A 14,644-nucleotide genomic window follows, 5' to 3' on the forward strand; every position below is an offset into this window, starting at 1 on the left:
GGGCGGCGGTCGCGGTCAGCCGTCCGCACCGTCGCTCGGTTCGTCGGCACCCTCGCCGTCGGCCCGCATCGCACCGACCGCCTGTTCCTCGCGTGCCGCCTCGATGCGTTCGAGCAGCGTCACGCACCTGATGCCGTCCGCGGCGGTGACCGGCGGCTCGCGGTCGTGGACGATGGCGTCGACGAACTGCTCGACGAGTGCGTAGTGCCCGGGCGCCGCGTACTTGCTCCCCGGGCCGCGCTGGTCCAGGGCGTAGCCCAGCACGTTGCCGACCGTGCTGGTGACCAGCTGCCCCGCGGCCCTCGCGTTGTCGGCGACGATGGAGACCGCCGAGCGGTCGACCGTGCTGTACTCGACGGCGGCGTAGTTGAACAGGTCGACGACGGCGAGCCGGTCCTCGCCGATGACCGTCGCGCGCTTCGACGGGATGGCGTGCTCGGAGGCCGTGATGGTCCCGCTCAGGCCGACCCGGTCGTCCTGCGAGAGCGCCACGGTCACCCCGAGGACGTCGCCGTCGTCCGTCGTGCTCGTGATGGTCACGTCCGCGTCCGACACGTCGTCCATGAAGTGCGTGACGAGGTAGATCGGGTGCGGGAGCCGGTCGCCGATGGGGCCGCCGTGGGAGTCGTCCGTCCAGCCGCGGTGGGGCGCATCCGGGTTCGGCTGGCCACCGAGGAACGAGCGGACGGTGACCAGGTCGCCGTACTTCCCGTCGGCGACCCGCTCCATGACGGCGCGCATCGGGTCGAAGAAGAGGTTGTTGTGGACGACACAGAGCTTCCTGCCGGTCTCCTCGGCGGCCGCCTGCATCTGCTCGCACTCCGCGACCGTCATCGCCATGGGCTTCTCAACGAGGACGTGCGAGCCACCGTGGAGCGCCCGCTTCGTCAGCTCCGCGTGGGTGAACACCGGCGTGTTCACGTGGACGATGTCGGGGAGGCTCTCGTACGCCTCGTCGACGTCGTCGTACCAGGGCACGTCGTGCTCGACGCCGGCAGCCCGGGCCGTCTCGGTGTCGAGGTCGCAGACCCACGCGAGTTCGACCCGGTCCAGAGCCTCGACGACGGGGAAGTGGTACTGCTTCGACGCCTTGCCGCAGCCGACGATGCCGACCGTCAGCACGGCAGACCACCCACGAAGCGGAGTTCGTCGCGGTAGGCGTTCGCTCTCGATTCCCAGCTCAGGTGTTCTGTGGCGTAGGTTCGTGCGTTCATCGCGTCTCTGGTGTTCGGTCGTTCGAGGTACGTTGCAGCCGAGGAGGCGGCCGCCGCCGGGTCGTCGAACTCCAGCACCCGACCGCAGGCCGCCTCGTCGACGAACCGATGCACGGGGAGGTCCGAGACGAGCGCGGGTAGCCCGGACGCCAGCGCCTCGTACAGCGCCAGCGGCTCGCCCTCGTATCGCGACGGCAGGACGAAGTAGTCCGCCGCGGCGTAGATCGCTGGCTTCTGGTCCTCGTCGACGAACCCGAGGAAGTGCACGTCCGGAAGGGCACGCTCGTCGACGAATCGCTCGGCTGCGGCCCGGCGGGGGCCGTCACCCGCGACGACGAGCGAGCAGTCGACCCCGGCCCGCTGGCGGAGCGTCTCGTAGAACCGCAGCAGCGTCAGCGGCCGCTTCTGTTCGGTCAGGCTGCCGAGCGAGAGCAGTCTGACCGGCTCCCGGCCCGATGGAACCGGCGAGCGGTCCTCGTCGTCCCCGTCCTCGCCGTCCTCGTCACCGCCGTCGCCGTCGAATGGTTCGTCCGGTGGGTAGACACCCCGACCGCCGCCGTCGGGTTCGGGAACGATGCGCTCGACGCGAGGCGTCGCCAGCATCGGGTACCGCCCCCCGTCGAGGTCGGCGACCCGCGCCGGGGCGAACCGCTCGACGTCCACGCCGTTGCCGACGTATCGGACCCGCTCCGGCGGGACGCCGGCCGCCCGGAGCTCGCCGACCACGTCGCGGGCCACCCCCGTGTAGCGCAACGCCGGACTCGCGTGGATTCCACGGCGCTCGACGGCACCGAACAACCGGTAGTAGACACGGGCGAGCCCGTCGTGGTACGCCGCCTTGGCCCCGCGGAGGTGGTTGTGGTAGGTGACCAGGCAGTGGTCGGCGACCGCGTCGGGGAGCAGCGGCAGGAGCCGCGGGTTGTGCAGCCAGACCGCGTCGTACTCGGCGTGCTCCCGGGCGAGTCGGCGGTACGCCCGGACCCAGAAGCCGAAGATGGCGTAGCCGAGGTAAGCCGGTTCGACGTCGCGGAGACGGTCAGTGATGGCCGCCGACCCGAGCGTGCTCGCCGTCACGCCTTCGGGGACCGGCATCGACGGCCGGGTCAGGTAGTGGTACTCGTTGTCGTGGTCGTCGTCGCTCACCAGGGCCGACAGCACGTCGTGGACGACGTGTTTCACGCCGAGTTCGGCCGTGGAGACGACGAGGACCTTCATCCCGGGCCTCCTCGTGGGGCGACGGCCCGTCGCGGGCCGGTGTCGTCGATCTCGACCGCCGCGTCGCGGATGGCGAGCTGTTCCCGTTCGTGCGCGAGTCGACGGCGGGCGAGGGCTTCGAGGAACTCCGTCGTCGGTTCCCCGTCCCCGTACAGGTTCGTCCGTTCGCCCGGGTCCGCGGCGAGGTCGTAGCACTCCCGACGGCTGCCGTCGTCCGTGTCGACCTGGAGGTACTTCCGGTCGCGCGTGCGGACCGCCGTGAGGTTCCGGCCGAGCCTGCCGTCGTACTCCGTCGCCACCGCCCAGTCGTCGCCGTCCGGGAGAGCCGCGCCGCGGCTCGCGGCGTCGACGACCGCGGGGATGCTGGCCAGGGAGATGGGGTCCGTCACCGTCCGTGATTCGACCCCCGGTCCGTCGACGACCAGCGGCACGTGGACGTTCTCCTCGTAGAGGTCGGCGAACAGGTGACCGTAGACGCCGCGCTCGCAGAACGCCTCGCCGTGGTCGGCGTGGACGACGAAGACCGGGTCGAACTCGGCCAGCCGGTCGCGCAGCTCGGCGACGAACCGGTCGCCGTACCGCAGGGCGTCGTCGTACAGGTCGATGATATGCTGGACCTGCGAGTCGGACAGGTCCAGTCCCGTCTCGTCCATGATGCGGTTGCAGAGCCAGTTGTAACGGTACTGGTCGAGCGTGCCCGACCAGCGGCGATGGCCCCGTGGCGTGATGTACGGGAAGTGGGTGTCGAGCGAGAACGCCCACAGGAAGAACGGTTCGTCGTCGTCCAGCGAGCGCACCCAGTCCTCGATGTCGTCGACGTACGTATCCCAGGTCTTGAACGCCTCCTGCCGGCGGACGAAGTTCCGGGCGTTCCGCAGCGCGGTGAACGCGCTGGAGCTCCCCAGGTGGTTCGAGAAGACGCACTGGTACCAGTCCGAGGTGAACAGGAAGTCCTCGTAGTGGTCGAATCCACGGTCGAAGCCGTAGTACCGGGAGGCGTACGCGTTGGGGTTGAACGCGGCGGTGGCGTAGCCCCGCTCGGCGAGCGACTCCGCGACGGTGCCGTGCCGCCGGAGGTGGCTCCGGGAGTGCCGCGGGTCCGAGACGCGCTCGCGGACGACGAGGGGTTCGCCGGTGAGGATGCCGGCCATCGAGGGGTTCGTCCGCGAGGCCGGGGCGATGGCGTTCTCGTACGTGGTCCCGTCGGCCGCCAGCCGGTCGAGCGTCGGCGTGGTGTCGCGGTCGTAGCCGCCGAAGCCGCAGTGGTCCGCACGGACGCTGTCGAACGTGAGGAGGACGACGTTCCGACCGCTCACGTCGCCTCGACCTCGTCCCTGGCGAGCAGCGACTCCAGTCCGTCGACGAGCCCGACCGTCGGCTCCCAGCCCGTCACCGCGGTCGTCCGGCTGATGTCGGCCTGGAGGTGGGGACGGTCCGACGCACGGACCCGCTCCTCGTCCTGTGTCACCTCGATGTCCGCGCCGAGGGCCATCGAGACGGCCTCGACGACCGCACGGACCGAGTACGCCTCACCCGTTCCGATGTTCAGTGCGGCCGGGGCCTCGTCGGCGTGTTCGACGAGCTGCTGGAGCCCGCGGCTCACGTCGGTGACGTGGATGTAGTCGCGCCGCGGCGTCAGGTTCCCGAGCTCGACCGTCCGGCTGCCGTCCCGGAGCTGCTCGAGGATGGCCGGGATGAGGTGCGGGTTCGTCTCCCCGGGGCCGTAGACGTTGAACAGCCGGGCCGAGACGGTGTCGACGTCGCTGCGCTGGTCGAACAGCTCGACGAGCTCCTCGGCGACCAGCTTCGACTTGCCGTAGGGGTCCATCGGACCGGGTCTGACGTCCTCGGAGAGCGGTTCGTCGATGGGTGGGTAGACGGCAGCCGACGAGACGTTGACGAGCGTCTCCAGGGTTTCGAGGGTACGGGCGGCGTCGAGCAGCGTCCGCGTCCCGAGGACGTTCACGTCGTACGTCTCGCCGGGGTGCTCGTCGCAGTACGGCACGTAGTGGATCGCCGCCAGGTGGACGACGACGTGCGGGTCGAACGACTGGAGGACCGGCTCGAGTTCGCGGGACCGGACGTCGATCCTGTCGAGCGGGACGCCCGAGGGGAGTCGGTCCGCGCTGCCGACGGAGCAGTCGTCGACGACGCGGACGTCGTGGCCCGCCTCGACGAGGTCGGTGACGAACTGCGTGCCCACGAAGCCGGCGCCGCCGGTCACGAGGACGCGCTTTGCTGACTGGCTCATTCGAGCGTTCATTCCGCAACCGGCTGTTTGAGTATACGCGTGCTACCTGGCGGATTCGGCGAGAACGCCGGAGTAGACCCGTGTTACCCGGTCGACGATGGCCTGCCAGTCGTGACGGCGGCCGAACTCCCGGGCGTTCCGCGACAGGCGCTCGCGCTCGGTCACGTCCGTGACGACCCGCCCGATGGCGTCGGCGATGGGTCCCGGCCCCTGTCCCGTGATGTAGCCGGTCTCGCCGTCCTCGACGACGGCCGTGCTGCCGTTCTCCGGTGCGTCGACGACGATGCTCGGGACGCCACAGGCTGCGGCCTCCAGGATGGTGTTCGGGAACCCCTCGCGGATGGACGGGAGGACGAACGCGTCGGCGGCCGCGAGGTTCGCGATGACGTCCTCGTCGGCCTCCACGAAGCCGAGGAAGTCCACCGCGTCGGCGACGCCGACCGATTCGGCGTGGGCCGTCAGTGCCTCGCGCTCCGGCCCGTCGCCGACGACGACCGTCCTCGGGACCCGACCGATGTCGTCCCGCAGCTGGGCCAGCGCGTCGAGCAGCCAGTCGACGTGCTTGTGCTCGGAGAGCCGTCCCACGTAGGCGAGCTCGTAGGGGGTGTCGACCGGCTCGATGGCCCGGAGTCGCTCGAAGTCGACGCCGTTCGGGACGACGGAGACCCCGCGGTCGCGGCCGATCCCGCGGAGGTCGTCGCGGATGGCGTCCGAGATGGCGATGACGTGCGGCGGCAGGTCGACGCTCACGCGCTCGACGAGCCGGCCGCCGTAGCCCTTCCAGCCGACGTACTCGTTCCAGTACGGCCCCCAGACCTCGTACCAGGTGGCGACCATCCGGGACCGCCCGAGCATGTCGTGGAGCTTCGCGGCGAACAGCGGGAAGTACGGGAACTGCTGGCAGTCCACCACGTCGAACGACTCCCGCAGCAGCGGCGTGCCGACCGCGGCGGCGAACCGCATGGCCTGCGGGATGGAGCGTCGCCCGTCGGTGTACAGGTCCATCGGCTCGCAGACGCCGTGGAAGGTGACGCCCTCGCGCTCCATCACGCTGGGGCCGTCCCAGTAGTGCATCCCGTAGAGGTGGACGTCGTGGTCGTCGGCCATGCGGCGGGCGATCTCCCAGACGCGCTTCTGTGCGCCGCCCTTCTCCCACGGGTACACCGCGTCGTAGACGTACGCTACGCGCATGGGTCCTCCTCGAAGTAGTGCCGGCCAGCGGCGACGGTCGCGAACAGGAGCACGCTCGCGACCCCGAAGCCCTGGATGAACGGGTACTCGCGCCCCTCGGTCCGGATCGGTGCGGCCTCGAGACTCACCAGCGGGCCGTGGACCGACACCGGGAGCGGCCCGTTCCAGAACGTGATGACGGCGGGGAACTGCAACCCGATCCCGCTCTCGACGACGGGGTACAGCAGCGTCACCGGCCCCCCGTCGAGCAGGTCGAGCACGAGGTGGCTCGCGAGGAACGCCGTCGCGAGCGTCGCAAGCACCCGTGTCCCGCGGAGCACCTGCTCGGCGCCGAACAGCGCCAGCGAGAGGGGGACGAGCAGGAGCAGCGACTGGAAGTACCCCCCGGTGCCGAACAGCTTGTCCGCGTCCGGGACCAGCGTGAACGCGCTCGTCGCGAGCATCGGCGGCGACCGGAGCACGCTCGGCGCGATGGCGACGGTCGCGGCCAGCGGCAGACCGACGTGTGTCAGCAGGTCCATCGTGGGGGCCTCACGATTCGAGGTACCCGAGCGACTCGAGCCGGTCCCGTACCTGTTGCTCGTCCACCTCGGCATCGGTCGTCCGGTCGTCCGTCTCGACCTCGTCGAGGACGACGGTGAGGACGTAGTCGACGTACGCGTCGACCGATTCGAACTCGGTGTGTGGGAGTCGATCGTCGATGCGGTCCGCCACCGACGGGGAGAGACGGACGTCTCTGCTGTCGGGCATGGGTTGCCGGAAGAGGGCACAGCGAGGGCTTCGTAATACTGCCCCTTCCCGTGGTACGTGGGAGTTACGCGGTGGCGGTCGGCGGCTGCGACCGGCGTCGGCTCACCCCTCGGGTCCGGTCACCGTCACCCAGAGCCTGACCTCCAGGTCGGGTGGTCCGGTGGTGTCGGTCCCGGTCCAGAGCCTGACCGCGAACCGGTACCGTCCGGGTGGCCCGTCGGGGGTGAAGCTGACCGGGAAGCGGCGCTGGGAGCCGGCGCCGACCGTGACCGTGCCGCTGCTGACCGACTCGTCGTCGAACGTCGCGACCACGGTGTAGCGCCGCTGTTCGTCCGCGTTGTTCGTGATCTCGACGACCGTCTGTCCCGCCTCACCGACCGCCAGCTCGGTCGGATAGCCGGCGGCTGTCCCCGTGTCGTCGACCAGTGCGAGCTCCGTGGGTCTGTCGGGGCCGACGGGCTGGACGAGCGCGATGGCGCTGGCTGTCGCGAGCAGGAGGAACAGGCTCGTGGCGAGCAGAACCGCCTCTACGTGTGTCCGGTCGTGGGCCATCCACGGTGAAGCTTGAAGGGTGCAGCGCCCAATAGTAAGAACACCGTATACCGTATGTCAGCCGACCTCCCTCCGCTCGACGCGGGTGCGGCGATGCGGCGTCGTAACGCCCGCCCACTGCTCGTCGCGACCGTCCTCGGGCTGCTCGTCAGCGAGCTGTTCGTCGTGGTCGGACCGGTCGAGACCGGCCTGTTCGGCTACGTCCTGGTGCTCGCGCTCGCCGCGGTCGCCGGGACCGGCTCCAGGGAGCACCGGGTCCTGCTCGTGCCGGCGACGCTGGCCTCGTGTCGGCTCGTGACCGTCGGCGCGCCCGACATCGCCGGTGTCCAGCCGGTCGTGGTCGCCTACGTCGGGACGTTCCTCGCGGCGCTCGTGCTCCTGGACGCGGACACCGTCGGCGTCGTGGACAAACCGACGAACCTCGTCCTGGCGAGCGCCGCGGGCGTCCTCGGCTTCGGCTTCGGCGCCCTCGCCGTGGCGGGCCTCGGGGGCTCGCCGGCCTCGTTCGGCTTCCCCGCGTCGCTCCCGGCGCTGGTGGTGTTCGTCGTACTGGTCCCGCTGGTGGTGCTGGTCGAGGAGCTGCTCTTCCGACGACTGCTCTACCCCGCGCTTCGTCGCTCGTTCGAGCCCGTGTCGGCGTTCGTCGGGACGACTCTCCTCTACGCTGTCGCCGCGCCGGCGACGGGCCAGTTCCGGTCGGTGTCGCTCGCGCTCGCCGCCGGGCTCGTCCTCGGGCTGGCGTACGAGTGGACCGGCGACACCGTGACGGCGGTCGCGCTCCACGCCGGCATCGTCTCCGGGCTGGTCGTCGCCCCGGTCCTGTTCTGAGCGCTACTGGCCGACCCCGGTGACGGCGAGGAAGAGCACGAGGGAGCCGAAGGCGACCAGCAGCGGGATGAGCGGGGCGAGCCGCTCCACACCGAGGTCGTGTGCCCCCTCCGTCTGTCGCACCGAGAGCACCGCGAGCAGGACGAGCAGGCCGAGGGCGACGTAGACGCCGCCGTCGGGCGCCGACTGGAGCGGGATCACGGCGACTCACGCTCCCCGAGCACGCTCAGGAAGAAGGAGTCGAACACGGTGAGGACACCGAGGACCAGGACGGTGAACGCGACGGTGTCGACCGCGGAGAGCGGGACGCTGTCGCCGTTGAGCCAGCCGACCGCGTTGACCGCGGTGTAGGTCCCACCGACGACCAACAGCACGGCGCCCAGCGCGAGGCCGTGTTCGAGCCTGAACCGCTCGGTGACGAATCTCGTGAGGGGGTCCGACGGCCGCCGGATGGGGTTCGCGACGATGGCGCTCGTGGTCGCCAGCACCGCCGTCTGGTGCGCCACGATGAGCAGGAGACAGCCGACGACGACCGCCCGGGCGCCCAGCCCGAGGGACGCGATCGTGCCGTCGGCGGCGACCGCCCCCAGCAGGCCGAGCCCCGCGGTACCGGTCACGACCGCCGGGATGGTGAACAGGTAGTCGGGGGCGTTGACCAGCATGAAGCGGACGTGTCGCCAGCCGTCGCGGAAGCTCTCCAGCGTCGCGTCACCGGTGCGCTCGCGGTACGTGATGGGCACCTCCCGTATCTCCAGCCCGGTGGAGGCGGCCTTCATTATCATCTCGCTCGCGAACTCCATCCCGTCGGTCCGCAGGTCGAGCTCCTCCAGGGCGTCACGCGAGATGACGCGGAAGCCGCTGTGGGCGTCGCTGATGTCGGTCCCGTAGAACACGTTGAGGAACCGGGTCAGGAGCGGGTTGCCGACGTAGCGGTGGAGCGCCGGCATCGCACCGCTCTCCATGTCGCCGTTCAGCCGGCTGCCCATCGCCATGTCGGCCTCGCCGGACTGGACCAGCGACAGCAGCTTCGGGAGCTCGCGGAAGTCGTAGGTCGTGTCCGCGTCCCCGATGACGACGTACTCGCCGCGGACCTGCTCGAAGGCGTACCGGTAGGCGTAGCCGTAGCCGCGCCGGTCCGGCGTGACGACGATGGCGCCGTGCTCGCGGGCGATCTCCGGGGTCCGGTCGGTCGAGCTGTCGCTGACGACGATCTCGCCGGTCACGTCCAGCTCGGCCAGCGCGGTCTTCGCCCACTCGATGCACTCCGCGATCCCCTCCTCCTCGTCCATGGTGGGCATGACGAAACTGACGGTGGGGGTCTGCTCGCTGTGGCGCGGGAGCAGCAGGGAGTCGGCGTCCCGGACGGCCCGCTCCGGTGACGGCTCGGACATTGTGGTACCGATGCCGCTACGCTGGGTCGGTACTTCGTTAGCCAGCTGGAACTCTGGAAACGGTCGGCTTCCACCGAGTACGCCCCGATTAGTCGGGGGGAAGCGGTCGCGTGCTTTCAGTGGATCCCGCCAAGCTGCGGGAACAGGGCGTCGACATCGGGCTCCCCGTCGAGGAGCTCGTACTCGCTGTCCGAGACCGCCACGTGGTCGGCAGTCCGGAGATGTTCGAGGTGCGCGTACGCCTCACCGGGACCGTGGAGGATGTGGATGCCGGCGAGGTCGCCGAACAGGTGTGCGCTCACGGTCCACGCGTCGGCCGGGCCGTGTTCGGCGAGCACGTCGACGACGCGACCGGTGCGCTCCCGGTGGTGGTCCAGGATGTGTCGCGCCCGCTCGGCGGGCTCTTCGATGGGTTCCCGATGGCCGGGGTAGGCGACGTCGAACCCGCCCTCGACGATGCGGACGAGTGCGTCGAGGTAGTTTTGCAGCGCGTCCTCGTCCCTGACGTCCGCGCCACCGACGTTGGGCGTGTACTTCGGGAGCAGCGCGTCGCCGCTGAACAGCGCCCGTTCGTCGCCGTCGTCGAGCACGAAGCCGCACTGGCCGACGGTGTGCCCGGGGAGGTGCCAGACCTCGACCGTACGGTCGCCGACGGCGAATCGTTCCCCGTCGGTGAACGGCTCGACGTCGGCGTCGCTGTCGGACCAGAGCGCGTCGTCGGCGAGGCTCGCTCGGAGCTCCGCCGCCGCAGACTCTGGCATCCCCCACCGGTCGAACAGCGCTGCATGCCGGTCCTCGTACTCGGCGAGTGCCGTCGGGTCGCGCGTGACGAGCGGCGCGTCGGCCTCGTGGACGCGGACCACGGCGTCGCTCGCGGCCTGGACAGCACCCGCCCCGCCGGCGTGGTCGCCGTGGAAGTGCGTGAGCAGCACCTGGTCGATATCGGCCACCGAGACGCCGACTGCGGCGAGTTCGTCCGCCAGCGCCGTCCGTACGACCGGCTGGGCGGTCGCGGTGTCGACCAGCGTGGTCGGGCCGTCGTCCCCGGCCCCGAGCAGGTAGACCGCGTTCGCCCCTTCGAACTCCCTGTTGTCCAGTTGTACCCTGTGCACGGCTACTGCGTCGGAAGGGGGCGAGGGGCCTTAGGTTGTCGTCATCCGGTCCTGCTGTGGGAGGTGTGCACAGTACGGCTGAATTAACCAACATAGCGAAGTGGAGCCGGTCCGTTGGATAACGGAGGCGCCCCAGATGCCGTTCGAACCACCCACCCCACCCGCGGAGATACCGCCCGAACTCGTCGAGAGCCTCGAGGACTGCTCGCCGACGCAGCTGCGCGAGGCGGCGAACTACGCGTTCGCACTGGCGACCTACCGAGAACGCGAGTCGCGGCTCGACGACGGCGACAGCGGGGAGGCACCGCCGGAGCCGATCAGCCGGCCGGCAGAGGTGCCCGCGAAGGCCAGCCTCACCACGAAGACCATCAACGAGAACCGCTACTACTACTGGCAGTGGCGCGAGGGCGACCGGGTGAAGTCGAAGTACCACGCGCCGGTCGACGAGTGAGGTCGCGAGTCCTCAGGGTGGAGCCGTTGCCGTCGGCAAAAAGACATATCCGGCACTGAGACGACGCCCCTGTCGTGACAGACCAACGGCGTCGCGCGTATCTGAAACATCTCTCTGCGTTCGGGCTGTCTGCTGCCCTCGCTGGCTGCTCCTCACGGGATCGGTCGTCCGGAAGCGAACGGACGACCCCCGAAACGACCCCCGAACAGACCACGCGCGGTCCGTCACGGGAGACGACCGCAGGTGGGCAACCGTCGTTCACGACATCGGTATCGCACCCCGGGGAGGCATCCGTCGGCGACACCGTGACCGTCACCGTCGACGTGGAGAACACGGGGGACGGCGCCGGGGCCGTCAGTCTCGCGCTCGGCATCGGCCGCGACGAGGTCGACACGGCGTCGGTGACACTCGACGGCGGGGCCTCCACGAGCGTGCAGCTACAGGGGACTCTCGACGAATCCCCTGCGGACCGAACGACTGCATTGACCCTGAACGGCGAGGTGGTCGGTGAGCTGACGGTCGTCCCGGCGACCGATGTCGAAGGCGACCCGGTCGGGGACCGGTCGCTCCCGCGACGGGTCGGTGCTTCATACACCGGTCCCAAGTACCGGGTCGACGAGTCGCTCGACACGGTCAACGACGGGGCGAGCAGCCTGGAATCGCTGGGCAGTCGCGTGTTCAAGGGGTGGATGGACGACCCCGACCTCCAGTACCCCTTCGTCGACTGGCCGTCGTTCGACTCCATCGTCGAGGTGTTCCAGCATCCCCGGTACCGCGAGCTCTTCGGGCGCGACTTCGACACCTACGTCTTCACCGGGAACGCCTACACGCAGGCGCGAGCCACCGGCGGGGGCGGGTACTTCTACCACGAGTTCTCCGAGGAGTACGCCGAGATGGAGACCGAGGCGTTCTACGACATCACGCGCCACCTGCTGGAGACGTACGATGGGACCGGGTTGGAGTTCGTCCTGCAGAACTGGGAGGGCGACTGGATCGTCGTCGGCGGCGCCGGGCGGGAGGGCCCACCCGACCCCGACGTACTCGACCGTGCGAAGCGATGGTTCAACGCCCGTCAACGGGGCATCGCCCGTGCCAGGGCGGAGGTCGAGAGCGACGTCGCCGTGCTCGGCGCGTGCGAGATCAACCGGGTCCGGCAGGCGATGACCGACGGCGAGGGGTGGATCGTCAACACCATCCTCGGCGACCTCGACGTCGACCTCGTCTCCTACTCGGCGTGGGGCCTCTGTGGCCATCTGGGTTCGTACCCCCGATTGAACGAGGAAGCGAGACGATCTGTCCGCGAGACGCTCGACTACGTGCAGTCACACGCTCCGGAGCCAACGGACTACGTCCGTCGAGTGCTCGGCGACGACGCGAAGACGGTGTACGTGGGGGAGTACGGCGGCGCAATCCAACGGTCCGGCGTTGACCCGGTCATGCGAGCGGTTCGGGGCGTCACCGAGGAGGCACTCGACTGGGGGGCACCGTACACGCTGTTCTGGACGACCTACGACAACGAGGTCCACATCGACGGCGAGCGCGTCGTGGTCGATCCGGACATCGAAGAGCGGCTCCGGGCCGCGTTCGATGACGGACCGGATATCGAGGACGTGCTGGGGTTCTACCTCGTCAGACCGGACGGCTCCCGGGCCCCAGCCTGGTTCTACCTCGCCGAGGTGCTCGGGACGAACGCGGCCGACTTCGTCCGCCTCGACCTCGAGTTCGAGCGCACCGTACCGGAGAACGAACTGAACGACGACATCCCGCCGGAGAGCGCACGTCAACTCGCGTTCGCCTGTTTCGAGGTGGGGGTGGAGGCGGTCGACGGCGGGACCACGCTCGACATCGGGACCATCGGTGACGAGGCCGCCCTGGCCAGCGGCGTGTACGACCCGGAGGAGACCGACGACGAGACATTCCGCTGGTTCGGGAGGTCTGCTGGCAGGACGACCGTCTACCTCCACAGGGAGGAACACGGACTCTCCGGGGCGCTCCAGCGGCTCCGGTTTGTCGGGAGCGGGGCCGACGATGGCCTGTCCGCTGCTGTTCGCCTGGACGGAACCGCCGTCGGCTCGGTCAGCCTCTCCCGCGGCCGAGAGCGCTACGATGTGGACCTGCGGACGGAGGAACGGTCCGGTCGCCCCGGTAGCTAAGTCGCAGTTGCCCCTGCCAGCCACGGAATCGAGTCGGCCGACTCGCCACCACCCCGGGCCGAGCCTAATCGACGGACACGCCTATGCCGCTGGAGCACTCGAGTTCGACCAACGCATGTCGTCGCCAGCGTCGGCCCGGGTCGCCGCCGCGAGCCCGGTGTTCGTCGAGCGAGCCACGGCCGCGGAGCTCGACGACTGGCTCTCGTACTTCGAGCCGGACGTGGTCGCCCTGGCCGGGACAGAGCCGGGCCGCCGGGCGAGCAGCACACTCCGGCGCACGACCGACGACGACACGCTCGTCTTCGACCCGAACGGGCACGACCCGGTCCGTGGCCCCCGTCGTATAGCCGGCGTCCAGTTCGTGCTCGCGCCGACGGTCGCCGACCTCGCCGATCTGGACATCGGCCGACCGGCCGTCGTCCTCTCCGGCTTGCTCTCACTGAACGTCGACCGTGCCGCGCTGTCGACATCGCTCGCGGGCCTGGACGAGTACCGCGAGGCGGTCGGTCCCACCGCAACCGACGAGTTCGTGCACCTCTCGACCCGGCTCCCCGCCGGCTACCGACGCGACTGGGACGGACTGAGGGTCGTCGGTGCCGGGGCCGACGCGGGTGTCGGCGACGAACCGCTGGTCGCGTTCGACTGCCGGGCCGACGGGCAGGTCCTCGAACACTCCCTGCGACGCTCGAACCTCGGACTGCAGGCGCTCGATGGCGTCGGCGACACACGTGCCCGGCGACTCAGGGAGGCCGGCCTCGACAGCCGACGTGCCGTCGCCGATGCCGGGGCCGAGGAGCTGGCAGAGCTCGACGGTCTCGGGGACTCCTCCGCCGACCGGATCGCCGAGAGCGCCCGGGCAGTCACGGACGGGGCGGTGATCCGGCGTACCGACGCCCGACTCCCTCCTGGCGACCCCCTGTTCGTCGACATCGAGACGGACGGGCTCTCGCCGACCATCACCTGGCTCGTGGGCGTGCTCGACGGCGCCGGCGCGGACGCGACGTACCGTTCGTTCGTCCAGCGCGACCCCGACGACCCCGGCGGCGCCATCCGCGAGTTCCTCTCGTGGTACGACGCCGAGGGCGACGGCCGGCCCGTCGTCGCCTACAACGGCTGGTCGTTCGACTTCCAGGTGCTGGACGAGCACGTCGCCGAGCACTGCCCCGAGTTCGCGTCCGTCTGGGACGGGATGGAGCGGTTCGACCCGTACCGGTGGGCGGTCCGGGACGACAACGCGGTCCTCCCCGGTCGGACCAACAGACTCGAGGACGTCGCGGCCGCCGTCGGCCACGAGTCGACCCAGACCGGGCTGACCGGGGCCGCCGTCGCCCGCGCCTACCGCGCCTGGATGGACGACCAATCTCCGGAGACGGAACTGGACTGGGAGCGATTCGACGCCTACTGCGAGGACGACGTGCGCGCGCTCGCGGCGATCTGGACCGCGCTCGATGAGAGCGGCCGGGTCGTCTCCGAGGCGACCGGCGGGGCGGGCACGGACGAGACCACCCAGGGAACGCTCTCGGACTGGTGAGACAC

15 protein-coding genes are annotated in these 14,644 nt (G+C 70.1%); 4 read left to right on the top strand and 11 right to left on the bottom strand.

Annotated elements, in window-relative coordinates; all coding sequences use genetic code 11:
* Positions 1-15: 15 nt before the first annotated feature.
* From ACSG06_RS19470 to ACSG06_RS19505, 8 genes are all read right to left on the bottom strand, one after another.
* Entirely contained in the window at positions 16-1,122 is a 1,107-nt protein-coding gene (locus ACSG06_RS19470; RefSeq protein WP_440991957.1) for a Gfo/Idh/MocA family protein, read from the bottom strand.
* Positions 1,116-2,429: a glycosyltransferase family 4 protein gene (locus ACSG06_RS19475; protein WP_440991958.1), complete on the bottom strand. Its 1,314-nt coding sequence runs from the start codon at positions 2,427-2,429 to the stop codon at positions 1,116-1,118. The genes ACSG06_RS19470 and ACSG06_RS19475 overlap by 7 nt, the downstream gene beginning before the upstream one ends.
* Complete coding sequence (locus tag ACSG06_RS19480) at positions 2,426-3,745, bottom strand: sulfatase family protein (protein WP_440991959.1); 1,320 nt, start codon at positions 3,743-3,745, stop codon at positions 2,426-2,428. The genes ACSG06_RS19475 and ACSG06_RS19480 overlap by 4 nt, the downstream gene beginning before the upstream one ends.
* Complete coding sequence (locus ACSG06_RS19485; RefSeq protein WP_440991960.1) at positions 3,742-4,680, bottom strand: NAD-dependent epimerase/dehydratase family protein; 939 nt, start codon at positions 4,678-4,680, stop codon at positions 3,742-3,744. Before ACSG06_RS19485 ends, ACSG06_RS19480 begins: the two co-directional genes overlap by 4 nt.
* 42 nt (positions 4,681-4,722) lie before the next feature.
* Positions 4,723-5,871: a glycosyltransferase family 4 protein gene (locus ACSG06_RS19490; RefSeq protein ID WP_440991961.1), complete on the bottom strand. Its 1,149-nt coding sequence runs from the start codon at positions 5,869-5,871 to the stop codon at positions 4,723-4,725.
* Positions 5,862-6,392, bottom strand: a complete 531-nt coding sequence (locus tag ACSG06_RS19495) for a hypothetical protein (protein ID WP_440991962.1) — start codon at positions 6,390-6,392, stop codon at positions 5,862-5,864. The genes ACSG06_RS19490 and ACSG06_RS19495 overlap by 10 nt, the downstream gene beginning before the upstream one ends.
* Before the next feature lie 10 nt (positions 6,393-6,402).
* The gene (locus ACSG06_RS19500) at positions 6,403-6,621 is read right to left on the bottom strand and encodes a hypothetical protein (RefSeq protein WP_440991963.1); all 219 of its coding nucleotides are present in this window, start codon (positions 6,619-6,621) and stop codon (positions 6,403-6,405) included.
* A 102-nt stretch (positions 6,622-6,723) separates the two neighbouring features.
* On the bottom strand, positions 6,724-7,173 hold the full coding sequence (locus tag ACSG06_RS19505) for a DUF1616 domain-containing protein (RefSeq protein WP_440991964.1): 450 nt from the start codon (positions 7,171-7,173) through the stop codon (positions 6,724-6,726).
* Positions 7,174-7,227: 54 nt separating this feature from the next.
* On the opposite strand from ACSG06_RS19505, the gene ACSG06_RS19510 reads away from it, so the two are divergent.
* The gene (locus ACSG06_RS19510; protein ID WP_440991965.1) at positions 7,228-8,001 is read left to right on the top strand and encodes a CPBP family intramembrane glutamic endopeptidase; all 774 of its coding nucleotides are present in this window, start codon (positions 7,228-7,230) and stop codon (positions 7,999-8,001) included.
* 3 nt (positions 8,002-8,004) lie between these two features.
* Here ACSG06_RS19510 and ACSG06_RS19515 read toward each other — a convergent pair whose 3' ends face one another.
* From ACSG06_RS19515 to ACSG06_RS19525, 3 genes are all read right to left on the bottom strand, one after another.
* A complete protein-coding gene (locus ACSG06_RS19515) occupies positions 8,005-8,202 on the bottom strand; it encodes a hypothetical protein (protein ID WP_440991966.1) in 198 nt (65 codons plus the stop codon).
* Positions 8,199-9,392 (bottom strand): glycosyltransferase family 2 protein, encoded by a 1,194-nt coding sequence (locus ACSG06_RS19520; RefSeq protein ID WP_440991967.1) that lies wholly within the window; start codon positions 9,390-9,392, stop codon positions 8,199-8,201. Before ACSG06_RS19520 ends, ACSG06_RS19515 begins: the two co-directional genes overlap by 4 nt.
* A gap of 116 nt (positions 9,393-9,508) precedes the next feature.
* On the bottom strand, positions 9,509-10,504 hold the full coding sequence (locus ACSG06_RS19525) for an MBL fold metallo-hydrolase (RefSeq protein WP_440991968.1): 996 nt from the start codon (positions 10,502-10,504) through the stop codon (positions 9,509-9,511).
* 136 nt (positions 10,505-10,640) lie between these two features.
* Here ACSG06_RS19525 and ACSG06_RS19530 point away from each other — a divergent pair, with 136 nt between their 5' ends.
* From ACSG06_RS19530 to ACSG06_RS19540, 3 genes are all read left to right on the top strand, one after another.
* On the top strand, positions 10,641-10,955 hold the full coding sequence (locus ACSG06_RS19530) for a DUF6788 family protein (protein ID WP_440991969.1): 315 nt from the start codon (positions 10,641-10,643) through the stop codon (positions 10,953-10,955).
* A 74-nt stretch (positions 10,956-11,029) separates the two neighbouring features.
* Positions 11,030-13,108: a CARDB domain-containing protein gene (locus ACSG06_RS19535; RefSeq protein WP_440991970.1), complete on the top strand. Its 2,079-nt coding sequence runs from the start codon at positions 11,030-11,032 to the stop codon at positions 13,106-13,108.
* 115 nt (positions 13,109-13,223) lie between these two features.
* On the top strand, positions 13,224-14,639 hold the full coding sequence (locus ACSG06_RS19540) for a ribonuclease H-like domain-containing protein (protein WP_440991971.1): 1,416 nt from the start codon (positions 13,224-13,226) through the stop codon (positions 14,637-14,639).
* The last annotated feature ends 5 nt before the right edge of the window (positions 14,640-14,644 follow it).

The sequence above is a fragment of the Haloarchaeobius baliensis genome, from assembly GCF_052060055.1.
In the GTDB taxonomy this organism is placed as follows: domain Archaea; phylum Halobacteriota; class Halobacteria; order Halobacteriales; family Natrialbaceae; genus Haloarchaeobius; species Haloarchaeobius baliensis.